Raw genomic sequence first — 23,458 nt, 5'->3', positions numbered from 1 at the left:
CCAAAAATAGAAAAAAGAGTAGTATGAAGAACTACTCCTTTTCAGTGTATGGATCTTTCTCATAGGCCGGTAAATCTCCAAATATGGTCATTTTACCTTCTTCATCCAGTGCATTTTCATATCGCTCATGCTCTTTTGAAGGGTAAATAGGAAGAGGCTGTCCATATAAATCGGTAGCGGCAAAGTTTTCATAATCTTCAACGTACCCAATAGCTTCATCTGCCTCAATATAGGTTTCACTATAGTTAGACGTATCTTCTATAAAATCAGAAGGAGATTCAGACGTCCCGTAACGCGCAACGTCTTGCCAAGAATCTTCTGCGTCATATCCTGTCGTTTCGGTATCGTCATAGTCGTATTGACCAAATGGGTGATGGAGAACATTTTCTTCTACAGGTCTGTGCTTTGGAATATCCTGTGATGGGCTATGTTCTCTACAGTATAAAGTAGTTGGTACAGCCTGAAGTCTTTCAAACGAGATATCTGCTCCACATACTTTGCATGTTCCATACGTGCTGTGAGCGATTGCCTGAAGGGCTTCTTCTATTTCATGTAGCTCTTGTTTTGCATGTTCATTTAGTGCAAGGTCTTTTTCACGCTCGTATGTTTCCGTGGCTGTGTCACCAGGGTGGTTATCGTAGCTTGAAAGTTCTCCTACAGCGTCGTGAGCGTCGCTTCGAGTTAGACCAAAATGATCATTTTGGTCAAAGTGCGATTGAATATCAGCCTGCTGCTGTTGTAAATTTTGTTTTAACTGACTGATTTCTTGTTTTGAAAGTGTCATGAAGCTCCCCCTTAAAAATTTATTGTGCTTTTGTAGTATGTGTTAAAAATTCAAAAAAACACGATTCATATTAGGAGTATTTGGGGTATTCATGAAGCTAAGAGAGAAAAGGAGTGGGAAATTAAAGAAAGTTAAAGGTTATAGAAAAGGGTATGATAAAAATAACGTTCTCGAGGTCTAAGGAGTACTAAATAGATCATAAAGATTTTTGATTCATTTAATGAAAAGGCATAATTTAGACAAGCGAAATTAATTTTTTCTCGTGAATCACGATGCTAGATTTTTTTGAACTGAAAGTTTATAATAAGTTAGTTACAGGCTTAAGAAAAAAGATGAACGGGGGGACGTAGTGTGATTGCAACGACCGAACAGTTAGTACAAGAATACATTAAAGATGCGATTGAGTGTGCAAAAAATGAAAATCAGCCAAAATTGGTCAGTTTAGTGAAAAAAGTAAGACCTATTGACCCCCTTATTTTTTATGCGAACGGACATGACCAGTTTTATAAAGAACGCTTTTTTTGGAAAGATCCCAACAGTTATTATACATTTGTTGGATTAGGATATGCGCATACTATTTGCACCAATGCGGCAAAAGAACGTTATTTCCACATTGAAAACGAATGGAAGCGCTTTATAAAAGAAGACTTTTATAAAAATAACCAAATTTTCCCTGATGGGACAGGTCCTCTTTTATTTGGAGGATTTTCATTTGACCCAAATCAGTATCGAGAAAACTATTGGAGTGATTTCCCGAGTTCAAAATTTATGATTCCAACTGTGTTATATACCCAGGTAGACAAAGAAGGATATCTTACCGTTAATATGATGGTTAAAGGACAAGATTCTGTTAAAAAGCACATCAATTATTTCGAAGAGGTCCAAAAACTTGTTCTTTGTGAAGAGTACGACGGGGAATCTCATATTTCACCTTTGCTGTTGGAAAAAGAGGAAATTGGGGTAGAGAAATTTAAAGGAAATATTGAAAGAGCTACTACTTTAATTAAGCAACAGGCTATAGAGAAAGTGGTTCTTGCTCGTCAATTAAAAGTAAAATTTAATGAAGATATTTCTACTGAATACGTGCTTCAGCGTCTGTTAAAGGAACAGCCAACTAGCTACACATATATTTTAGAGGGAGAGCATCAGCATTTTATCGGCGCTTCCCCAGAAAGGCTAGTGCAAAAACAAGGAGATTATGTGTTTTCCACATGTTTAGCGGGTTCGATTCCAAGAGGAAAGACAAGGCAGGAAGATCACGAACTAGGTGAGGAATTGCTTCAAGATCCCAAGAACTTAATTGAACACGATGTTGTTGTTCATATGATTAAAGAAGCGATGAATTCTTACTGTTATGAAGTAGAAATTCCAAGTAAGCCAAGTTTATATAAAACAAAGCATATTCAACATTTGTATACACCTGTTAAAGGACGTATAAAGGAAGATGTGACGCTATTTTCATTTATTCAAAAGCTCCATCCAACACCAGCGCTAGGAGGATATCCTCAACAGGAGGCCCTGCCTATTATTCGAAAGCTAGAATCCTTTGACCGAGGGTGGTATGCAGCTCCTTTAGGATGGATGGATATCAACGGAAACGGTGAGTTTATAGTAGGAATCCGCTCCGCTGTTATTCAGCAGAAAGAAGCCGTTTTATTTGCGGGCTGTGGAATTGTAGCAGATTCTACGCCTGAAAGTGAATATGAAGAAACAAGAATTAAATTCAACCCGATGCTTTCAGCTTTAGGAGGGATTATGCGTGGAACACATTAAATCATTAACAACGTATATTGCGTCATTCGTGGATGAATTAGTAGAAGCAAATGTTGAAGAAGTAGTGGTCAGTCCAGGGTCACGTTCAACGCCTATTGCGATGCTTATGGCTGAGCACCCTAATATTCATGTGCACTTAAATATTGATGAACGTTCCGCCGGCTTTTTTGCTCTAGGAATAGCAAAAGCAAAGAAAAAACCAGTGGCGCTTGTATGTACATCTGGAACAGCTGCAGCGAATTATTATCCTGCAGTAATTGAAGCTCACTATTCACGCATTCCTTTAGTCGTGATCACAGCGGATCGGCCGCATGAGTTAAGGGATATAGGTGCCCCGCAGGCCATTAATCAGAATCATCTTTTCGGTCAATATGCGAAGTGGTTTGTAGATACAGCTTTACCAGAAGAAAGTGGAGATATGAATCGTTATATTCGAACAGTAGCTTCAAGGGCTGTTCATACAGCTCAAGCTATACCGAGCGGTCCTGTACACATTAACGTACCTTTACGTGAACCGATTGTACCAGATTTATCTATTGAAGATTTATGGAGTCAAGGGAAACGCGGTAAATCATATGTGTCTGCTATTCATGGAGAAGCATCTCTATCTGAAAAAGGTTTCGAAGAAATTGCGAAGCGCTTAGAAGGAACAACAAAAGGACTTATTATATGCGGAGATCAAATGTCTTTAAAAGCAGTAGACAGCGTATGCCGTTTAGCTGAATCTTTAAGCTTTCCAGTGCTCGCAGATCCGTTATCACAATTAAGAAGCGGCAAGCATTCAAAAGAAAATGTAATAGAGACATATGATACATTTTTAAAAAGTGATAAGGTTGATGAGCGTTTTTACCCGGAAGTTGTCATTCGTTTTGGCGCGATGCCTGTATCAAAACCGCTATTGCAATTTTTGAAAGCACACGAGCCGACAGAAATGTTTGTAGTGGACCAAGGTAAAGGCTGGAGAGATCCTACTTTGCGTTCAACAGTGATGATTGAAGCCGATGAGACATTATTTTGTGAAGAACTGATCAAACGTCTTTCAGCGAATCAAGAGGAATCTACTTTATGGCTGAGTCTGTGGAAAAAGATTAATGCTCAAACTGTAAAGGCTTTAAGAACATTAACTTCTGGCCAGGAATGGTTCGAAGGACAAGTAGTTCAAGAAATTGTTGATGTAGTACCTGAAGGCACGGCTTTGTTTGCTGGAAATTCAATGCCTGTTCGAGATATTGATTCTTTCTTCTTAAATACGGAAAAAGAGATTCCACTCTTTGTAAATCGGGGTGCAAATGGAATTGATGGTGTAGTTTCGTCTGCTCTAGGCGTAAGCACGGCTTACGATCACACCGTTTTATTTATTGGTGACCTATCGTTTTATCACGATCTAAATGGTCTTTTGGCAGCTAAAATGCATAATTTAAATTTAACCGTTGTGCTAGTTAACAATGACGGCGGAGGAATTTTTTCATTTTTACCGCAGTCAAAACAAGAAAAGCACTTTGAATTTTTATTCGGTACGCCAACTGGATTAAACTTTGAGCATGCGACTCGTCTGTATGATGGCACATTTTCTTCAGCAAGCAGCTGGGAAGAATTTCGACATGCAATGAACCATGCTTTCGCAAAAGGCGGGTTGCATGTTGTAGAGATTCGTACAACTCGTACAGAAAATGTAGAGACTCATCGCAGTTTGTGGAAACTTGTTTCCGAGGAAATAAATTTGTCAAACGGTGAGGAATAAGCAATGATGTATCAATTAAGTGGTGTATCTTACTATGTGCACACCGAGGGGAAAGGAGAGCCGCTGCTTCTGCTTCACGGTTTTACCGGTTCTTCTCAAACCTGGCGTACCCTTATGAAGAAATTCGCTAAAGACTATCAGGTGATTGCTGTTGATATTATTGGTCATGGCCAATCAGCAGCTCCGAAAGAAATCAAACCATATTCAATGGAAGCAGTTGTTGAAGCACTGCATGAGCTGCTTCAACAGCTATCTCTATCACAGGTGAATGTAATCGGATATTCGATGGGAGGAAGACTTGCTCTTTCATTTGCTCAGCGATATCCACACCTTGTGAAAAAGTTGTTATTAGAAAGCGCATCGCCTGGTTTAAAAACACGAGAAGAACAAAAGCTAAGAAAAGAAAAAGATGAACAGCTGGCGAGCCGCATTATGAAAAATGGGATTGAAGAGTTTGTGAACTATTGGGAGGAAATCCCTCTTTTTCGTTCTCAAAAGCAATTGCCTCGTCATGTCCAAGAAGCGGTGCGTAAAGAAAGACTTTCTCATACAGAGATCGGCCTTTCCAACAGTTTGAAAGGAATGGGGACAGGAGTCCAGCCGTCCCTTTGGGAGAAGCTGGACGATCTGGTGATGCCGGTTTTGCTTATTACAGGAGAAGTAGATCAAAAGTTTTGTTTAATTTCCAAAGAAATGCAAACATTAATACCAAATGCTACTTCTAAAATTATTTTAGGGACAGGCCATGCAATTCACGTGGAACAACCCGAGATTTTTGGTAGAATAGTAAGTGAGTTCTTAGCTACTACATAATTAGGAGGAAATAAAGATGACAGTTGAATGGACATCAGTACGTCAGTATGAAGACATTTTATACGAAACATATAACGGAATCGCTAAAATTACGATTAACCGTCCGGAAGTGCACAATGCATTCCGTCCAAAAACAGTAATGGAATTGATCGATGCATTTGCTTATGCTCGTGACGATGCAAGCGTTGGAGTAATTGTATTAGCAGGTGCTGGGGATAAAGCATTTTGCTCAGGCGGAGACCAAAGAGTTCGCGGCCACGGCGGCTATGTAGGAGAAGATGAAATTCCACGTCTAAACGTTCTAGATTTACAGCGTTTAATTCGCGTAATTCCAAAGCCGGTTGTTGCGATGGTATCAGGCTATGCAATTGGCGGAGGCCACGTTCTTCACGTTGTATGTGACTTAACAATTGCAGCGGATAACGCAGTCTTTGGACAAACAGGTCCTAAAGTAGGAAGCTTCGATGCAGGATATGGCTCTGGTTACTTAGCTCGCATCGTAGGTCATAAGAAAGCGCGTGAGATCTGGTTCTTATGCCGTCAGTACAACGCTCAAGAAGCACTAGACATGGGATTAGTAAACACGGTCGTTCCATTAGAACAGCTTGAAGCTGAAACAATTCAATGGTGTGAAGAGATGTTAGAAAAAAGTCCAACCGCTCTTCGTTTCTTAAAAGCAGCATTTAATGCTGATACGGATGGCTTAGCTGGTATCCAGCAATTTGCGGGTGACGCAACGCTTCTTTATTACACAACCGATGAGGCAAAAGAAGGTCGCGATGCATTTAAGGAAAAACGCAATCCAGACTTCCAACAGTTCCCACGTTTCCCTTAAACAGCTGAAACAGCTTGGTGATTATCATCAGGCTGTTTTTTCAATTTAATTTAGTTAATCAGTATAAAAAGGAGAGAAATTCATGAGTAGCCAAACGATTCCTAATGGGCTTATGCAAAGAGCATATTTGACGCCAAATCGAGTGGCGGTAGAAACACCGCAAACGTCTCTTACGTTTCAAGAGCTTCATAAACGTGTTCAAAAAGTAGCACAGCAGCTTTCGTTTAACGGTGTAAAGCAAGGCGATACCATTGCTTTATACATGAAAAATAGAGTGGAGTTTATTGAGATTTTACATGCGGTTTCTTATATTGGCGCCCGGTTGCTGCTCGTCAACACGCGTTTGACAAATGAAGAAATTAATTATCAGCTAACAGATGCAAACGTGTCGTTGCTTATTGCGGATGAAACATTTTTAATGAGAGAATTCCAAAGTTCCATTACTCAGCTTACTTTACCTGCTTTAAAAAGTTCTCCAGAAGCAGAAACAGGTTTTCAAAAAACATGGAATCTCGAGGACACATTCACCATTATGTATACGTCTGGAACAACAGGTCATCCAAAAGGAGTGCTGCAGACATATGGAAATCACTGGTGGAGTTCCGTTGGCTCAGCGCTTAATTTAGGGTTAAATGAAAAAGACTGCTGGCTTATAGCGGTTCCTTTGTTTCATATTAGCGGCTTATCTATTTTAATGCGGAGCGTCTTTTACGGAATGAAAATCATTTTAGAAGAACGGTTTGAAGCAAGAGCAGTAAATGAAGCGATTGAAAACAAAGGGGTAACGATTATTTCGGTTGTCGCTTCCATGCTGTCCAACATGCTCGATGAGTTAGGGGAACGGAAATATCCGCATACGTTTCGATGCATGCTTTTAGGAGGAGGACCTGCACCGCTTACTATTTTAGAGGCTTGTGTGAGTAAAGAAATTCCTGTTTATCAAACGTATGGAATGACAGAAACATCTTCACAGTTCGTTACGCTTTCACCTGAAGATAGTTTGCGAAAACTGGGATCAGCAGGTAAACCATTATTTCCATGTGCAATGAAAATTGTAGATGAAAAAGGAAATGAGACCAGCGAAGCAGGAGAAATTATTGTTAAAGGTCCAAATGTTACAAAAGGATATTTAAATAAACCTGAAGCTACTGAAAAAGCAATTCAACAAGGCTGGTTCTATACAGGAGACATCGGGAAAGTGGATGAAGAAGGCTTTCTATATGTGTTAGACAGACGTTCAGACCTTATTATTTCAGGTGGAGAAAATGTATATCCAGCTGAAATTGAAAATGTTTTGTTGAAGCATCCCGCTGTTAAAGAGGCCGGTGTAACGGGAGTAGCTGACGAAAAATGGGGACAAGTGCCAGCTGCATGTGTTGTTGTAAACGAAGACGTTTCAGATGAAGAATTATCTTTACACATTCAACAATTTTTAGCAAAGTACAAACTTCCAAAGTATTTCGTTCGAGTAGAGGAGCTGCCGCGAACGGCTTCTAATAAAATCATACGCCGGAAGCTATCATCGTTCATACAGAAAGGGAGCTAATCGATGATTATAAAAAAAGTACATCTTTATAAAATTGACATGAAGCTTCTTTCTCCTTTTTCAACAAGCTATGGTACAGTGCAGGATCGAGAATTGATTTTGCTTGAAGTAGAAGATGAACAAGGATTTACAGGGTGGGGAGAAGTAGTTGCTTTTTCATCTCCTTGGTATACGGAAGAAACGATTCAGACGTGTTTTCATATGTTAGACGATTTTTTAATTCCCTCGCTTCTTCATCAGCAGCTTCAAAAACCAGAGGATGTTCAAAAGTTATTCAAACCTCTAAAGCGAAATAACATGGCTAAAGCAGCTTTAGACTGTGCTGTATGGGATTTGTATGCAAAGCGGCAGAACAAACCGTTATCTGAAGTAATTGGAGGAGTAAGGTCTGCTGTAGAAGCTGGAGTGGTAGTTGGCTTAAATGATATTTCCATAATGAAAGAACAAATAAAGACTTACATGAAAGATGGCTATAAGCGCTTTAAAGTGAAAATTAAGCCGGGTGCTGACTATGAGCTACTGAAACAAATTCGAGATGAATTTCCAAGCATTCCTCTTATGGCTGATGCCAATTCAGCCTATACGTTAAGCGATAGTGATTCATTGAAGAAACTAGATGAATTGAATTTAATGATGATCGAACAGCCGTTAAGTTCTGATGATATCCTTGATCATCGATTGTTACAAAAGCAAATGCAGACGCCAATTTGCTTAGATGAAAGTATTGTGAGCTATGAAGATGCACGTCATGCAATTGAACAAAGAAGCTGTAAGATTATCAATGTGAAAATCGGTCGAGTTGGCGGAATGTCCGTAGCAAAGCAAATTCATGATTTGTGCGCCCAGTATGGTGTAAGACTTTGGGTTGGCGGAATGTTAGAAGCCGGGATTTCAAGAGCTCATAACATCGCCCTTGCGACATTGCCTTCTTTCACGATACCAGGTGATATTTCTGCGTCATCTCGCTATTGGGAAAAAGATATTATTAAGCCCGAAGTAGAGGTAGAAGCTGGAGTAATAAAGGTGAAGGGAAAACCGGGGATAGGATACGATATCGATAAAAACTTTATCAAAACAATCACAGCATTTGAAAAAGAATACCAATAATTAAAAACCGTTTTTTATGTAAAACGGTTTTTTTTATTGAGGTTGTCAATGTTTAGTAGAAAAATAGGACAAATTTTTTAAAAAGAGCACATTGTTCTATCAAGCGTGTCAAAACATGTTATGATGGAATAGTTTGATGAAAAAAGTCGAAGAGTTTTATCGTAAAAAACAAAATTATTTTTGAAAATAGGTTGATAGTTTTCTAAGTTGTCCTATATAATGTGTTTATAACATAACACAATATGTTGTTTTGAAATCGATAATAAAATACTATATTTTGTGTTTTCCAGTGAAAAAGGTGTCTGATAAAAAGACTTAAAAGGGAATTTGGTGAAAATCCAAAGCTGTCCCCGCAACTGTGAATGCTGATGAAATAAGGAGATCCACTGTGAGTAAACATCATGGGAAGGCCTTAAAGTAAAAAGAAGCATAAGTCAGGAGACCTGCCTTTTTTATGTCGTTTTATCTTCTTCGGGAGGTGAGAGGGTAGAGCGAGGATTGAGAAAAGACTTAGTGTCTTCTTCTATCTTCGTTCTATTCGCTCACCGAGGTACGGTGAGCGATTTTTTATTTTGAAGTGAAGAGAGGAGCCATATTTATGGTGAATACATTAAAGCCTACAATTCTACATGAATTAACTGCATATATTGAACGTTTAAAAAATGAATTTACGCAGCTTGATTTTTCTTTGTATGAGGAAAAGGTTATTCAAACTGTTACAGTAAAGGAAAATATGACGGACGAAAAGGTTGCAAACGTCCTAATTTTAGCAGCCTTAGAGCGTATTTCAATGGAAGAACCAGATTGGACGTACGTAGCGGCAGACGTCTACTTAAACGAACTATATCGAAAAGCAGCGGACAACCGAGGTTATGATAAAAAAGAGAAGTACGGTTCGTTTTATCAGCTTATTCAAGAACTAACAAAAATCGGCATTTATAATAAACAGCTATTAAAAACATATACAGAAGAAGAAATTAATGAAATTGCTTCAGTCATTATTCCTGAACGCGATCGTTTATTTACATACATTGGATTGTTGACATTAGCAGATCGCTATTTAGCGACATCACATGATAAGCGCGTATACGAATTACCGCAAGAACGTTTTCTTATCATTGCTATGACGCTGATGTCTCAAGAAAAGAAAGAAAATCGAACAGCATTAGTAAAAGAAGCGTACTGGGCGCTTTCTAGTCTATATATGACGGTTGCCACACCAACGCTTTCAAACGCAGGAAAGAGCTACGGACAGCTATCTAGCTGCTTTATTGATACGATTGATGACAGCTTACGCGGTATTTATGATAGCAATACAGATTTGGCCACGCTTAGTAAAAATGGAGGCGGAATTGGTGTCTACCTCGGTCATATTAGAAGCCGAGGAAGTGATATAAAAGGTTTTAAAGGCGTATCATCAGGAACAATTCCATGGATGAAACAGCTAAATAATACGGCTGTAAGTGTCGATCAGCTAGGTCAACGACAAGGGGCTATTGCCGTATATTTAGACGTATGGCATAAAGACATCTTTTCATTCTTAGACGCGCGGTTGAACAATGGTGACGAACGCCAGCGCACGCATGATTTATTCACTGGCGTATGTTTGCCAGATTTGTTTATGGAAAAAGTAGAAGCACGTGAAGACTGGCACTTATTCGATCCTCACGAAGTTCGTACGCTGATGGGCTACTCGTTAGAAGATTTTTATGATGAAGAAGAAGGCAGCGGTTCGTTCCGCACTCGTTACGCTGAGTGTGTAAATAATGAACAGCTTTCAAGAGAGACAGTACCTGCTATTGAAATCTTCAAGCGCATTATGCTTTCGCAGCTTGAAACGGGGACGCCTTATATGTTCTATCGTGATACGGTTAACCGAGCTAATCAAAACCGCCACGAGGGCATGATCTACTGCAGCAACTTATGTACAGAAATTACGCAAAACCAAAGCACAACGGTCGTAACAGAGGAAATTACGGAAGACGGAAAAATTATTATTACAAAGAATCCGGGCGATTTTGTTGTATGTAATCTTTCTTCTATCAACTTAGCGAGAGCCGTAACTGAAGATGTGCTTGAACGTTTAATTCCAATTCAAGTACGCATGCTTGATAACGTTATTGAGTTAAATGATTTGCCGGTACTTCAAGCAAAACTAACAAACCAAAAGTACCGCGCAGTAGGGCTTGGCACATTTGGTTGGAACCATTTGCTTGCCTTAAAGAAAATAGCATGGGAAACAGATGAAGCGGTAGCATATTGCGATGAATTGTATGAGCAAATCGCTTACTTAACCGTACAGGCAAGCATGAACTTAGCTAAAGAAAAAGGTGCATATCCATTATTTAAAGGCTCAGATTTTGAGTCAGGCGCTTATTTTGAAACACGTAAATACACAAGCGAAGCGTGGAGTGAACTGCGTAACGAAGTTCAAAACAATGGGATAAGAAATGGCTACTTAATGGCTGTAGCACCTAATTCATCAACATCTATTATCGCGGGTTCTACTGCAAGTATTGATCCGATTTTCCGTAAGTTTTATTCAGAGGAAAAGAAAAACTATAAAATCCCGGTGACGGCACCGGATTTATCACCAGCAACAAACTGGTATTATAAGTCCGTTTATTTAATTGATCAGCACTGGAGCATTAAGCAAAACGCCAAGCGCCAGCGCCATATTGATCAATCCATTTCATTCAACTTATATGTGCAAAATGATATCCGAGCAAAAGAGCTGCTGGATCTTCATATGACGGCATGGAAAGAAAAGTTAAAAACGACCTACTACGTACGTTCAACATCAAGTGAAGTCATTGAAGAATGTGAAAGCTGTCATAGTTAAAAGGAGTGAATAATTGATGACAAGCATGTTAAAACGAGAATTAATGAACGAAACAGCTCCGAACCGTTCGACAGGAATCATCAACGGCAAGAGCTCAAATATTCTAAACTGGGATGACGTCCGATTTTCATGGGCGTTCCCTAAATACAAGCGTATGCTAGCTAACTTCTGGACGCCGTTTGAAATTAATATGGGTCAAGATATTAAGCAGTTCCCTCAGTTAACGGCTGACGAACAAGAGAGTTTTTTAAAAATTATTGGCTTGCTGGCGCTACTGGACAGTATTCAATCAGATTATGCTAGCAAAGTAGCTGACTATGTAACCGATTCTTCGATTAATGCTCTAATGATTATTTTAGCGCAGCAAGAAGTGGTTCATAATCATTCGTATTCATATGTTTTATCAAGTCTTGTACCAAAAGGAAAACAAGATGAAGTATTTGAATACTGGCGCACAGACGAAAAGCTTCGCGCTCGAAATGACTTTATTACAAACGGATATAAAGCATTTAGCGAAGAAGCAACGGTTGAAAACTTTTTGAAGTCTATGGTATATGATGTTATTTTAGAAGGCCTTTTCTTCTATAGCGGATTTGCTTTCTTCTATAATCTTGCTAGAAATCAAAAGATGGTGGCGACATCTACGATGATTAACTATATCAATCGTGATGAACAGCTTCACGTTGGGTTATTTGAAAAGATTTTCAAGGAAGTACTAAATGAAAATCCAGCTTATCGTACGGAAGAGCTAGAAACGTTTGTAGTTGAAACGTTCCAAGAGGCAGCTCGTCTTGAAATTGAATGGGCGGAATCTGTTATCGGAGAAAAATTCGACGGCATCACGATGAAAGAACTGCAGCAGTATATTGAATACATGGCTAATAAACGCTGTAATCAATTAGGCTTCGGCCGAGCTGCTTTCCCAGAAGCACCGATTGAAAATCCTCTTCGTTGGATTATTGCTTATCAAGAGGTAGATTTAGGGAAAACGGATTTCTTTGAACAGAAATCAAGACAATATACAAAAGCATCAGATGCGAATGGATTTGATGATCTATAAACACAAAAGCTGACTAATTTCCTTATTGATTAGTCAGCTTTTTTTAAGTGAATAAGTCCAAGTTCTAACGCACGTGTGGTAATTAAGTCATCAATTTCTTCTGGAATGTTTTCAAGTGTTCCCCATTTATATGTCCATAAATGAGTAAACGATTGTACATAGATTGGAAAGGTTTGTTCATTTGCTTTTATGGCTTCTTCTTTAAAAAAATGAATCAGTTGTTCAGTTTTCATATTAGTCTCCTTTTTTATGATCTTGAAGAGAGAAAAAAGACAACCCAGAGGCTGTCCTTTTGCGGGTTACGCTTCAGTTGGCTTGAACGTTTTACAGTCTGTTTCATAGCTGCTTGCTGCATGTTTTCCGCTATGACTTACCACGTAAATTTCTTCTGCGCTGCAGTGATTTCCATTTTTCCAAAAGTGACAGTTATTTACTTCACAAAGAATGTTTTGTTCCAACGTTAACCCTCCTTTGTATGTGATAGCTATAGTATGGTCAAAATTCAACTAACTTATAAGAAAGGTGGTAGACTTTCATTTTAATTGAGAATTTTTATCAATTAAACATTGACAAAGAGAATCATTCTCAATTAAACTGTGTATATAGTAAAGGATACAAGTTGTTGGCAAATCATTAAATGAATAATTAATTGGGAGGGAACAAACATGTCATCAGTTATGGTTGTAGGAGGAGACAGGTTAAAGCATATTACAGATCGTTTAGCGGGAGAAGGGTTTAATGAAGTCATTCATTTAGATGGCCGTAAAAGCAATATGGTGAAGCGAGAAATACCCGAACATATTGGGTTCGTATTAGTTATTACGGATTTTATTAATCACAATATGGCAAAAGTCATTAAAGAGAAAGCAAAAAAACAAAAAAAACCAATTTATTTCGTCAAACATTCATGGAGTGCTATTCGTAAAGTGATTGAGCAGATTTCATGATTTAATTTTTACTTATTATTGAGAATGAATTTCAATTAGGGTGGTGAGACATAGGTGGAACCGATAAAAGTGCATATAAAGACACTCTCTAACGACCACATCGAACAATTTATTCGATGTCCGTACAAATTTTATCAGCAGCAGCTTCTTTTGAAAAAAACATCTATAGATTGGAAACAGCTAGTTCAAGTAACTGTCCATCAAATCATTAAAACATACTATAGCAAGCCAGTTGAGTATCGCTCAAACCTCTATGTTTTACAGCTTATTGAAAAATATTGGCGCCTAAAGCCAAATATGTTTTCATCACCCGTTCACTATTACGATGTGTTAGCTAAAGTAAGCGATTATTTACTAAGGTTTTTAGGGGAAAAAGCACATGTGGAACTACCGCTTTTTGTGTTTGAGAAATACAGCGTTTATGTAGAAGAAATTCAAAGCAACCTTTCTCTAACCATTGATTTTGCTGCATGGACAGAGAAATCTTATACGCTAACAAAATTCATTCTAGATGACCATGAAGAAGTGAAAAACGCAATGAAAGACTTTATTATCGTTTTTTCGAAACAAGCTTTTAAAAAGGTTCCTGAACAAATTCGTTTTTATTCATTATTAACTGGAGAAACAACAACTTATCATATTGCCCCAGACGATTATCAAAAAGCCATACTTCAACTACATATTGTCAAAAGTGTGTTAATGGAACCAAAACATTTTCAAAAGAATTATGCATCCAGTGAGTGTGAAAACTGTCCTCTTCAACAAGAATGTGCTGAAGAAAGGGATGTGCGGCCAACACTGCTGGTGTAAAGGAGCGTTATTTACATGAAGGAAATCTTACTAGCTTATGCGAGTATGTCAGGTAACACAGAAGCGATAGCCGATTTGATCGAAGAAGAATTAGTCAAGCATGGATTGCATGTGAAACGAGCAGAAGTATATGACATCGATGCTTCTGACCTTGTATCCGCGGAATCTATTATCTTTGGAGCTTATACGTGGGGAGATGGAGAGCTGCCAGATGATTTTTTAGATCTTTATGAGGAAATGGATGATATAGATCTCAGTCAGAAACAGATGGCTGTATTTGGCTCAGGTGATTCATCATATGATGTTTTTTGCGGAGCAGTTGATTTAATTGAAGAAAAAATAAAGGAACGTAACGGAAATATAGCCGTTCCCGGTTTGAAAATCGAGCTCTCTCCCTTTGGAGAAGATGTAGAAAAATGTAAGGTATTTGCTAAAGGTTTTGCTGAAGTAGTAGCAAAATCTGCTGCTTCATAAGAAAACCCGGTCAAGTGCTGACCGGGTTTTTAATATGGCTTCTTTTTGCTGTATTCTTTATTATCTTTCATAAATAGACGCCAGAAATAAAAGAATCCAGGAAATAAAATAGCAAAACCAACAATATACACAATAAATAAAGAATGAAACGCATCGGGATGTGTAAATCCATTCTCAATCGTTACGTTTGGATAGACAACATAAGGTAAATGACTTCGTCCGTATACGTAACTTGCTAAGAAATATTGAAGGATAATGGATACCACGGCTAAACGAGGCATGCCTTTTCCTTTTTGAGAAGGGAGCAGCAGAGCAATACCAGCTACTACAAATAGACCTACAGATCCGTAAAGAAGAGGCTTAAACTGCATCATTTTATCATATAACCAGCTGGCTTCTGATTGCATTGTAATCATAATAAAGATAGCCATTAGCAGTGAAAGAGGTCCTGTAATGAGCGCATCGCGCCGATAGACCGCATAAGCTTCCATTTCGTCAGATGACTTCGAGTAATCTGCTAATAAAAGAGACGAAAGAAACAGGGAAGAGGTAATGGCAAAACCAATAAATGAATAGACGTGCGGACTTGAAAACACTTTTGCTAAATTTAATCGCTGCGTGCCGTCAATTATATCAATAAATCCACCTTGACTTACTGGCAGTACCGCGATTAAAAAAGCAGGAATTAATACGCCAGAGATACCGGATACATAAACCAACGCTCTCCGATATTTGAAGCTGCTAGCATAGTGTGAAAACACTAAAAATCCGCTTCGAATAGATAAGAGAAGTAAAATGATACTTCCCGGTATTAGTAGCACTGTTCCAAGCGTAAATGTAGCTCGAGGAAAAAAGCTAAACAGCGCAACCACAATCGCAACGATAAATACATTGGTTACTTCCCAAGTAGGCGATAGATATCTGTTTGCTACATCTGTAGCATTTGTTTTCGTACGGTTAATATATACCATCGACCAAAAACCAGCTCCAAAATCCATCGTTCCCATTACGGCATAGATAAAAATGAAGCCCCATATTACGGTAATTGCTAGTAATGAATCACCCATATTCTCACATCCTTTTTAATCTGCTTGCGCAGCAAGCTCTTTAGAAAGCGGATTTCTTCTGAAATAAAACACCAGTACAAGGGCGACTGCGGCCACGAGTACGATATAAACAAGCAAAAATAAAAAAAATAAAATATGCAAATTAGCAGAAGTGGTAACTGCTTCTGATGTACGCATGATGCGGTAAATGACCCAGGGCTGTCTTCCGGTACATGCAAAAATCCATCCGAATTCAATGCCCATGATCGCGAGAGGGCCCGTTGCGACAAATGCCCACATGAAAATTTTCGGGAAGCTTTTCTTCTTTAAAAACTTATACCAAACAACGCCCACTAGCGCCACGAAAATTAAAATCGATCCGATAATGACCATACCGTTAAACAAGGTATGCACAAAAAGCGGCGGCCAATAATCCCTAGGGAAGTCATTGAGTCCAGTAATCACTGTATTAAAGCTATTACCCGACAAGAAGCTGAGCATCCATGGAAACTCAATTCCATACTTGACTCGCTGTTCTTTTTCATCTGTAAATCCGCCTAAAGCTAATGGTGCATGATCTTGTGTTTCAAATAGACCTTCAGCTGCTGCAAGTTTTTCGGGTTGATATTCGTATACTTTTTGCATAGATTCATGTCCATTCAAAGCCGTTACAAAAGAGAAAATCCCGCCGATTACTAATCCCATCATCAGCGCTTTATGATGAAACTTATATTCTCTTGGATTATGTTTTCGCGCACGAAGCATTTTAAAGGCAGCGACTGAAGCAATGACGAAGCCTCCAGTTGTATAAGCAGAAACGGCTACGTGACCGGACGTTACAAAGAAGCTCGGATTAAAGAAAGCTGCCCAAGGATCTACGCTTACAATGTCTCCATTTAAAATTCGAAAGCCAGCAGGTGTTCCTTCAAATGCATGCACGTTGGTAATTAAAACGGCAGAGGCAAGTGCTCCTATTGCTACTAAAATCAGACTGATAATCCTCATTTTTCGAGAAATACGGTCCGCTGCGTATACGTAAATAGAGAGAAACAGAGCCTCAATAAAGAAAGCATAAATTTCAATTTGAAAGGGAAGAGCCATTACTTTTCCTACAATTTCCATAAAACCTGGCCAAAGCAACGCTAGTTGTACACCAGCAATTGTTCCCGTAGGAATAGCGACTCCAAGCAGGACGGCAGCTCCTTTTGTCCAGCGCTGTGCCATAAGTTCATAATCTTTATCTTTTGTTTTGTAGTAAAGAATTTCAGCCAATAAAATCATGAGAGGAATGCCGACACCAAGGGTGGCAAAAATGATATGTACTCCCATGTTCAGGCCAAACATTGAACGTGCAGTAACTAAATGATCCATTCATTTTTCAACCTTTCCAGTAAAGTATTGATAAACCTTATTGTCCACTTTTTACCACGCTTTATGCATCGGAATTGGTAAAACATATCACTTGAAAATAGTAATCATTACGATTATAATGAACATATATTGTTTTAAAGGAGAGATATTTTATGAAAACCAATATTCATCCAGACTATCGTAAAGTTGTATTTATGGACACAAATAGCGGAACATCATTTTTATCAGGATCTACAAAACAATCAAATGAGACCGTTCAATGGGAAGATGGCAACACATATCCGCTTTTAAAAGTTGAAATCAGTTCGGATACACATCCATTTTATACAGGAAAACAAAAATTTGCTGATAAAGGCGGCCGTGTAGAACGCTTTAAGCAAAAATATAAATTACAATAAAAAAACTAGCCGGGAGGCTAGTTTTTTTATTAATATAATGCTTTTTTCAAGGTATCAATGTTGTGTTGCATAATGGAGAAATAATCTTCTTTATTTTTAACATCGTTTTTTGTTAATGACTCTAAGTTATGAAGTGTTAAAGCTTGAGCTCCTACTTCATTTTTTACAAGCGTAGACACTTTAGGCTTTAAATTTTGGTCAAAGATAAAGTATTTGATATGGTCTTTTTTTGCTTGTTTTACGATGTTTTCTAATTGTTTTTGAGACGGCTCATTTGTAGGAGATAAACCCGCTACGCTAATTTGCTTTAAGCCGTATCGTTTTTCCCAGTAGCCATAGGCTGCATGTGATACTAAAATTTCTTTATGAGGTGCGTCGCCAATCGTTGTTTTTAACTCTTGGTCCACATCTTCAAGCTGAGTCTTTAACGCTTGGAAGTTCTTTTCAAACTCTGCTTTTTTATCTGGTTTTAATTCAATAAGTTCGTCTTTAATATTTTCTGCTAATTGAATAGCTAAAACAGGGTCAAGCCAAACGTGAGGGTCTGTATCTCCGTGGTTATGCTCTTCTTCATGGGCATGTTCGTCTTCGTGGGCATGCTCATCTTCAGAACTCTTTGCTAATTTAATTCCTTTTGCAGCTTCTACTAAAGCTACATCTTCATTTTTAAGTGTAGACTGTGCTTTATCTGCAAAACCTTCAAGTCCAATTCCTGAGTAAACAAATGCGTCCGCGTTGGCGATTTTGACCATTGTTTTTGTTGTAGGCTCAAATGAGTGCGCATCTACACCGGTTGGTAAAATGCTTTTAGCGTTTACATATTTTCCACCGATTTTTTCAGTAAAGTCCTGTAAAGGGTAGATTGTTGTATAAACTTCTAATTTTTTGTTTTTATTATCAGATGCGTTATTTGCACTGCTTGAACTGCACCCTGCAAGAGCTGTTCCAATTCCTAATGCAAGCACCATTAAAAGTGGTTTGAATTTCATTATGTTGCTCCTTCCGTTCGTATCGTAACCATTTATGACCTATGTTATTATATCGTAATTATTACGATTTGAAAACTAAAAATTTACGCACTTACTGTAAATTTAGGAAGGGGATCTTTGAGAGTAGCCCAATCTTGATTCATTTCCTCATTTGTCAGCAAACAGCGGTCTAAAGTTTCAATTATTTCAGCTGTGTTCATATCAATACCAATGAAAACGAGCTCGTTAATACGATCTCCAAATTGTTCATCCCATTTTGCTCGTAATTCAGGCTCTTCTTTTAAGGTTTGTTCTCTTTCTTCCGGGGCGTAAGTTGCTATCCATTCACCCGCTGCTTGAATCATAATGGACGTACCTGCTTGAGAAAGAAGTCCTGCCATATTATTACGCGAAGCAAGCCAGAAAAATCCTTTTGCACGTACAATATCAACCGGCCAGTTCTCTAACCATTTCATAAAGCGTTCAGGATGAAGGGGACGATTCCTTCTGTATACAAAAGAAGAAATACCGAACTCTTCCGTTTCAGGCGTATGGTGCTCCTCATTTAATTCTTTAATCCATCCGGCTCCTTGACTAGCTTTTTCAAAGTCGAATAACTCGGTATGAAGTATGGCTTCAAGGCTTACTTCACTATTAATTGTTTGGATAACAGTGGCTTCTGGGTTTAATTTGTGAAGAACAGCCTGCAGCTCATCTGCATCATCTTTTGTTAACAAATCAACTTTGTTTAACAAAATGACGTTTGCAAATTCAATTTGATCGATTAACAAATCAATCACTTCTCTTGTATCGTTTTCATCTGTTCCTTCTTTGCGGTCCAATAAGCTTTCGCCGGATGAAAAGTCTTCCCAAAAGCGATTGGCATCTACTACAGTGACCATCGTATCTAACGAACATTTCTGAGTTAAATCAATGCCCAGCTCTTCATCAATATAAGTAAATGTTTGAGCAACAGGGATAGGTTCGCTGATTCCGGAAGATTCAATGACAATATAATCAATATCACCATTGTCTGCTAGGCGTTCTACTTCTTTCATTAGATCGTCTCGAAGCGTACAGCAAATACAGCCATTTTGCATTTCAACAAGTTTTTCATCTGTTCGAGAGAATCCGCCTTGTTTAACTAAGTCTGCATCAATATTTACTTCGCTCATGTCATTGACAATGACCGCGACTTTTAAACCTTCTTTATTTTTTAAAATATGGTTCAAAAGCGTTGTTTTACCTGAACCAAGGTATCCGCTTAAAACGGTAACGGGAATTTTTTTCACTGGTATAACCTACTTTCTTGTTTGTAAATAATAATGATTACGATTTAACACTTTTCATCTTATAGGAAAAAGTATTATAATACAAGAAAGAATTTTTTTTATGAAGGAGAAGACAGCAGATGAGCTTATTACAAGATGTTTTAGAATTCAACCAAAAATTTGTAGAAGAAAAGAAGTATGAACTTTACGAAACAAGCAAATTCCCTGATAAAAAAATGGTTATTTTATCGTGTATGGACACAAGATTGGTAGAATTACTTCCACACGCTTTGAATTTGCGCAACGGAGACGTGAAAATTGTTAAAAACGCAGGAGCGCTTGTTTCACATCCATTTGGAAGTATTATGCGAAGCATTTTAGTAGCTGTGTACGAGCTTCAAGCAGATGAGGTATGTGTAATTGGTCACCACGACTGTGGAGCAGGTAAACTTCAGGCGGAACCTTTTTTAGAGAAAGTAAGAGCAAAAGGCATCTCAGATGAAGTGATTAATACCATTGAATATTCTATGGACTTGAAACAATGGTTAACGGGTTTTGATTCAGTAGAAGAGACTGTTCAGCATAGTGTAGAGACAATCCGTAATCATCCTTTATTTTCAAAAGATACTCCTGTACATGGACTAGTTATTGATCCAAATACAGGAAAGCTAGATGTTGTTGTAAATGGGTATGAAGCAATCGAAAACAACTAAAGCTTAGTGTGATTTTTTCTCAGGTACTTCATCGATGCCACCCGGATGGAACGGGTGGCATTTTAAAATGCGTTTTACAGTCAAATAAGATCCCTTTACGGCACCAAAGCGTTTAATGGATTCAACTCCGTACTGGGAGCAGGTAGGGTAAAACCGGCACCTTGCCGGAAGAAAAGGTGAAATTCCTTTTTGATATCCTTTTATAAGTAAAAGCAAAAGCTTTGCAATCATTTATTATCACGTTCTTTCTTTCGTGTTTGCTCATACTATAAGGGATAGAAGGAATAAAAAGCAACTAAAAGAAATAAAGGTTATTAAATGGATGAAATATATCGGAATTGCATGTTATGATAGGTGAAAGAAGATAAAAGGAGTGGTATTATGCCATCAGTAGAAAGTTTTGAGCTAGATCATAATGCGGTTAAAGCACCTTACGTAAGACACTGCGGTGTTCACAAAGTGGGAAGCGACGGCGTTGTAAATAAATTTGATATTCGTTTTTGCCAGCCAAACAAACAAGCAATGAAGCCGGACGTTATTCATACGCTAGAGCATTTATTAGCTTTTAATATTCGTACTCATGTAGAAAAATACGATCACTTTGATATTATTGATATTTCGCCTATGGGATGTCAAACAGGGTACTATTTAGTAGTGAGCGGTGAGCCGACTGTACGTGAAATTATTGATTTGTTAGACGATACGTTAAAAGATGCAATTAACATTACTGAAATTCCAGCAGCAAATGAAAAGCAGTGCGGCCAAGCGAAACTTCACGATTTAGAAGGAGCAAAACGCTTGATGAAGTTCTGGCTAGAACAGGACAAAGAAGATTTAGAAAAAGTATTTGGCTAAAAATAAGCAGTCCGCTGGGCTGCTTATTTTATTTGAAAAAAGATGAAGAAGTTTCTCTAAGTCTAAAGAAAGGGAAATGTCTCTTTTTATGAAAAAAATGTTTTAATCAACTAAAAAAGGGTACAACTATATTATACAAAGAGTTCACAAAGGAGCGAAAAACATGGCAGTAAATGTAAATGAAATCGTTAATAAACAAGTAGCGAATTTTAGTGTAATGTACATAAAACTTCATAACTTTCACTGGTACGTAAAAGGTGAACAATTCTTCACTCTTCATGAAAAGTTTGAAGAGCTGTATACGGAAACAGCTACAATTATTGATGACCTTGCAGAACGCCTTTTAGCATTAGAAGGAAAACCTGTGGCAACAATGAAAGAATCGTTAGAACTTTCTTCTATTAAAGAAGCGGATGGAAGCGAAACGGCTAAAGATATGGTTGCTTCTTTAGTAAGCGATTTTGATACGCTAACTGCTGAATTAAAAGAAGGAATGGACGCAGCCGGTGAAGCGGGCGACGAAACAACAGGAGACATGCTGTTAGCCATTCATCAAAGCTTAGAAAAGCATACGTGGATGTTAAAATCATTCCTAGGCAAGTGATTAAAACCTGCGAGTAATCGCAGGTTTTTTATGATAAGATGGACGAACACTTTTTTTTCACCGGCATATACTGTAGGGATATGACTGCTGAAAGGGTGAAAAAAGTGGATATGCAGAAGCTTTCTGTCTTGATAATCTCAAGTTTAGGTTCACTGGCTTTTTTTTTATTTGGAGAGTGGGACTATTTACTAATGGCTTTAGTAGCATTAGTGACAATGGATTATTTGACAGGCACGATTGCAGCTTTTATAAATAAACGTTTATCTAGCAAAGTAGGTTTTAAAGGAATTGCCAAAAAGATTTTTATTTTTGCCATGATTGCTGTAGCAAACTTTATCGATTCTGTATTTTGGGAAAACGGTCATATTATTCGAGATGGAGCTATTTTATTCTATATTTTAAACGAAATGATTTCAATTACAGAAAACGCAAGAATTGTAGGGGTTCCGATTCCAGAGCCGTTAAAAAAAGCAATAGCGATTTTAAAAGACCGCTTTAAATCTTAGAGTGTATAAAAAAAGAATAAGATACAAATAAGAAAGATAAGTTGGCACTAGAAAGAAGGAGCTGAATATCTTTCATGACAAAAAAATATTATGTATCTCTGAGTTCAGGGGAAATCAATCAGTCAAATACTGCTTCAGACTGGAATTATGCCATTGAAGCAACAGATGAAGAAGTGGAGCAGCTGAGAACCTATTTAGATCAGCGCGCTTCAAGCGATTGGTCAAGCTTTTGGCGATCACATATTCCGTATCTGGAGTATCATCATGATTCTCAAAATGATATGTACGATAAAACAACAGTTGACATATATGCCATGCTTTATAAGCTGGGAGACGATGAAACAAAATCACATATCAAACAGATGAATATTTTATCTTCAGATAGAATGGAATAAAGGGTAAAAAGCAAATAAAAAAAGTACGAGCATACTTTTCTTATCAGGTATGGCCGTAATGTATGATAAAATAAGGGAAAAATCAAATGGAGTTTGAGTCGACCATGTACACATTTAAGGATGCATATCATAATCAAGTATTTTTATCATTTGAAAAAAATCCATTCTCGAAAACTCCACGTCATGTTTGGGTCGTATGCAGGTATGAAAATCAATGGTTGCTAACGAATCACTCAAAACGAGGTTTAGAATTTCCCGGAGGAAAACTAGAAGGCAATGAAGTACCAGAAGAAGCAGCGGTTCGAGAAGTATTTGAAGAAACAGGCGGAGAAGTCTCTTCTTTGACTTATATTGGTCAGTACAAAGTAGTAAGTAAAGGAAAGACCATTATTAAAAATATTTATTTTGCTACTATTGGAAATGTAATTAAAAAAGAAGACTACATGGAAACAGATGGTCCCGTAATGATTGATGAACTACCTTCGGGCATTCAACAAGATGATGCATACAGCTTCATCATGAAAGATAATGTTTTACAATATGTAATGAAATATGTAAAGCGAACATTTTTGTAAAAGCATCGTATTAATAAAAATCCC

The 23,458-nt window shown here is 37.9% G+C and carries 26 protein-coding genes and 1 riboswitch; of the genes, 18 read left to right on the top strand and 8 right to left on the bottom strand.

The window, feature by feature from the left end; translation table 11 throughout:
- Positions 1 to 31 precede the first annotated feature (31 nt).
- The gene (locus ACFX40_RS12065) at positions 32 to 784 is read right to left on the bottom strand and encodes a TraR/DksA C4-type zinc finger protein (RefSeq protein ID WP_377238709.1); all 753 of its coding nucleotides are present in this window, start codon (positions 782 to 784) and stop codon (positions 32 to 34) included.
- A gap of 351 nt (positions 785 to 1,135) precedes the next feature.
- On the opposite strand from ACFX40_RS12065, the gene ACFX40_RS12060 reads away from it, so the two are divergent.
- The 8 genes from ACFX40_RS12060 to ACFX40_RS12025 all read left to right on the top strand — a co-directional run bounded on the left by ACFX40_RS12060 (position 1,136) and on the right by ACFX40_RS12025 (position 12,501).
- Positions 1,136 to 2,557 carry an isochorismate synthase gene (locus tag ACFX40_RS12060; RefSeq protein ID WP_098333432.1) on the top strand — a complete coding sequence of 474 codons (1,422 nt, stop codon included), beginning with the start codon at positions 1,136 to 1,138 and terminating at the stop codon, positions 2,555 to 2,557.
- On the top strand, positions 2,544 to 4,298 hold the full coding sequence (gene menD / locus ACFX40_RS12055) for a 2-succinyl-5-enolpyruvyl-6-hydroxy-3-cyclohexene-1-carboxylic-acid synthase (RefSeq protein WP_377254987.1): 1,755 nt from the start codon (positions 2,544 to 2,546) through the stop codon (positions 4,296 to 4,298). Before ACFX40_RS12060 ends, menD begins: the two co-directional genes overlap by 14 nt.
- 3 nt (positions 4,299 to 4,301) lie before the next feature.
- Positions 4,302 to 5,111, top strand: a complete 810-nt coding sequence (gene menH / locus ACFX40_RS12050; RefSeq protein ID WP_028410455.1) for a 2-succinyl-6-hydroxy-2,4-cyclohexadiene-1-carboxylate synthase — start codon at positions 4,302 to 4,304, stop codon at positions 5,109 to 5,111.
- A 16-nt stretch (positions 5,112 to 5,127) separates the two neighbouring features.
- Complete coding sequence (gene menB, locus ACFX40_RS12045; protein ID WP_013085280.1) at positions 5,128 to 5,946, top strand: 1,4-dihydroxy-2-naphthoyl-CoA synthase; 819 nt, start codon at positions 5,128 to 5,130, stop codon at positions 5,944 to 5,946.
- A gap of 82 nt (positions 5,947 to 6,028) precedes the next feature.
- Positions 6,029 to 7,492 (top strand): o-succinylbenzoate--CoA ligase, encoded by a 1,464-nt coding sequence (locus ACFX40_RS12040; RefSeq protein WP_377238715.1) that lies wholly within the window; start codon positions 6,029 to 6,031, stop codon positions 7,490 to 7,492.
- Positions 7,493 to 7,495: 3 nt separating this feature from the next.
- The gene (menC, locus tag ACFX40_RS12035) at positions 7,496 to 8,599 is read left to right on the top strand and encodes an o-succinylbenzoate synthase (RefSeq protein ID WP_028410457.1); all 1,104 of its coding nucleotides are present in this window, start codon (positions 7,496 to 7,498) and stop codon (positions 8,597 to 8,599) included.
- Positions 8,600 to 8,878: 279 nt separating this feature from the next.
- Positions 8,879 to 9,064, top strand: a riboswitch (cobalamin riboswitch).
- 133 nt (positions 9,065 to 9,197) lie between these two features.
- The gene (locus tag ACFX40_RS12030; RefSeq protein WP_028410458.1) at positions 9,198 to 11,441 is read left to right on the top strand and encodes a ribonucleoside-diphosphate reductase subunit alpha; all 2,244 of its coding nucleotides are present in this window, start codon (positions 9,198 to 9,200) and stop codon (positions 11,439 to 11,441) included.
- A 16-nt stretch (positions 11,442 to 11,457) separates the two neighbouring features.
- Positions 11,458 to 12,501, top strand: coding sequence for a ribonucleotide-diphosphate reductase subunit beta (locus ACFX40_RS12025; protein WP_013059560.1), 1,044 nt, complete (start codon positions 11,458 to 11,460; stop codon positions 12,499 to 12,501).
- Positions 12,502 to 12,530: 29 nt separating this feature from the next.
- Here the strand turns inward: ACFX40_RS12025 and ACFX40_RS12020 are convergent, their stop codons facing one another.
- Together ACFX40_RS12020 and ACFX40_RS12015 are read right to left on the bottom strand one after the other, a co-directional pair.
- Positions 12,531 to 12,734 (bottom strand): hypothetical protein, encoded by a 204-nt coding sequence (locus ACFX40_RS12020; protein ID WP_013059559.1) that lies wholly within the window; start codon positions 12,732 to 12,734, stop codon positions 12,531 to 12,533.
- Positions 12,735 to 12,800: 66 nt separating this feature from the next.
- Entirely contained in the window at positions 12,801 to 12,959 is a 159-nt protein-coding gene (locus tag ACFX40_RS12015) for a DUF1540 domain-containing protein (RefSeq protein WP_013059558.1), read from the bottom strand.
- 207 nt (positions 12,960 to 13,166) lie between these two features.
- Between ACFX40_RS12015 and ACFX40_RS12010 the strand changes: the two genes are divergently transcribed.
- The 3 genes from ACFX40_RS12010 to ACFX40_RS12000 are packed head-to-tail and all read left to right on the top strand — an operon-like array spanning position 13,167 to position 14,732.
- Positions 13,167 to 13,448, top strand: a complete 282-nt coding sequence (locus tag ACFX40_RS12010) for a DUF2325 domain-containing protein (RefSeq protein WP_013059557.1) — start codon at positions 13,167 to 13,169, stop codon at positions 13,446 to 13,448.
- A gap of 54 nt (positions 13,449 to 13,502) precedes the next feature.
- Entirely contained in the window at positions 13,503 to 14,258 is a 756-nt protein-coding gene (locus ACFX40_RS12005; protein ID WP_225049519.1) for a hypothetical protein, read from the top strand.
- A 15-nt stretch (positions 14,259 to 14,273) separates the two neighbouring features.
- Positions 14,274 to 14,732: a flavodoxin gene (locus tag ACFX40_RS12000; protein ID WP_028410460.1), complete on the top strand. Its 459-nt coding sequence runs from the start codon at positions 14,274 to 14,276 to the stop codon at positions 14,730 to 14,732.
- 29 nt (positions 14,733 to 14,761) lie between these two features.
- Here the strand turns inward: ACFX40_RS12000 and ACFX40_RS11995 are convergent, their stop codons facing one another.
- Both ACFX40_RS11995 and ACFX40_RS11990 read right to left on the bottom strand, forming a co-directional pair.
- Positions 14,762 to 15,799, bottom strand: coding sequence for a cytochrome d ubiquinol oxidase subunit II (locus ACFX40_RS11995; RefSeq protein WP_060747083.1), 1,038 nt, complete (start codon positions 15,797 to 15,799; stop codon positions 14,762 to 14,764).
- Between the two features lie 15 nt (positions 15,800 to 15,814).
- Positions 15,815 to 17,149 (bottom strand): cytochrome ubiquinol oxidase subunit I, encoded by a 1,335-nt coding sequence (locus ACFX40_RS11990; protein ID WP_028410462.1) that lies wholly within the window; start codon positions 17,147 to 17,149, stop codon positions 15,815 to 15,817.
- Positions 17,150 to 17,301: 152 nt separating this feature from the next.
- On the opposite strand from ACFX40_RS11990, the gene ACFX40_RS11985 reads away from it, so the two are divergent.
- Positions 17,302 to 17,547 (top strand): type B 50S ribosomal protein L31, encoded by a 246-nt coding sequence (locus ACFX40_RS11985; protein WP_013059552.1) that lies wholly within the window; start codon positions 17,302 to 17,304, stop codon positions 17,545 to 17,547.
- A 29-nt stretch (positions 17,548 to 17,576) separates the two neighbouring features.
- On the opposite strand, the gene ACFX40_RS11980 is transcribed toward ACFX40_RS11985, so the two are convergent.
- Positions 17,577 to 18,536, bottom strand: a complete 960-nt coding sequence (locus tag ACFX40_RS11980; protein WP_060747085.1) for a metal ABC transporter substrate-binding protein — start codon at positions 18,534 to 18,536, stop codon at positions 17,577 to 17,579.
- Between the two features lie 83 nt (positions 18,537 to 18,619).
- Positions 18,620 to 19,807, bottom strand: a complete 1,188-nt coding sequence (locus ACFX40_RS11975) for a GTP-binding protein (RefSeq protein WP_098658837.1) — start codon at positions 19,805 to 19,807, stop codon at positions 18,620 to 18,622.
- 119 nt (positions 19,808 to 19,926) lie between these two features.
- On the opposite strand from ACFX40_RS11975, the gene ACFX40_RS11970 reads away from it, so the two are divergent.
- A complete protein-coding gene (locus tag ACFX40_RS11970; RefSeq protein ID WP_013085269.1) occupies positions 19,927 to 20,499 on the top strand; it encodes a beta-class carbonic anhydrase in 573 nt (190 codons plus the stop codon).
- A 3-nt stretch (positions 20,500 to 20,502) separates the two neighbouring features.
- Here the strand turns inward: ACFX40_RS11970 and yidD are convergent, their stop codons facing one another.
- Positions 20,503 to 20,730: a membrane protein insertion efficiency factor YidD gene (yidD, locus tag ACFX40_RS11965; protein ID WP_013059548.1), complete on the bottom strand. Its 228-nt coding sequence runs from the start codon at positions 20,728 to 20,730 to the stop codon at positions 20,503 to 20,505.
- 150 nt (positions 20,731 to 20,880) lie between these two features.
- Between yidD and ACFX40_RS11960 the strand changes: the two genes are divergently transcribed.
- From ACFX40_RS11960 to ytkD, 5 genes are all read left to right on the top strand, one after another.
- The gene (locus ACFX40_RS11960; RefSeq protein ID WP_013059547.1) at positions 20,881 to 21,354 is read left to right on the top strand and encodes an S-ribosylhomocysteine lyase; all 474 of its coding nucleotides are present in this window, start codon (positions 20,881 to 20,883) and stop codon (positions 21,352 to 21,354) included.
- 163 nt (positions 21,355 to 21,517) lie between these two features.
- On the top strand, positions 21,518 to 21,958 hold the full coding sequence (locus ACFX40_RS11955; protein ID WP_013085268.1) for a Dps family protein: 441 nt from the start codon (positions 21,518 to 21,520) through the stop codon (positions 21,956 to 21,958).
- 80 nt (positions 21,959 to 22,038) lie between these two features.
- Positions 22,039 to 22,464, top strand: coding sequence for a phage holin family protein (locus ACFX40_RS11950; protein WP_028410466.1), 426 nt, complete (start codon positions 22,039 to 22,041; stop codon positions 22,462 to 22,464).
- Between the two features lie 74 nt (positions 22,465 to 22,538).
- Positions 22,539 to 22,859 (top strand): hypothetical protein, encoded by a 321-nt coding sequence (locus ACFX40_RS11945; protein ID WP_028410467.1) that lies wholly within the window; start codon positions 22,539 to 22,541, stop codon positions 22,857 to 22,859.
- A 104-nt stretch (positions 22,860 to 22,963) separates the two neighbouring features.
- Positions 22,964 to 23,434 (top strand): RNA deprotection pyrophosphohydrolase, encoded by a 471-nt coding sequence (ytkD, locus tag ACFX40_RS11940; protein ID WP_013059543.1) that lies wholly within the window; start codon positions 22,964 to 22,966, stop codon positions 23,432 to 23,434.
- Positions 23,435 to 23,458: the final 24 nt, after the last annotated feature.

The sequence above is a fragment of the Priestia sp. YIM B13552 genome (assembly GCF_042787775.1).
In the GTDB taxonomy this organism is placed as follows: Bacteria; Bacillota; Bacilli; order Bacillales; family Bacillaceae_H; genus Priestia; species Priestia megaterium_E.
This window is presented reverse-complemented; position numbering and strand designations above follow the sequence as displayed.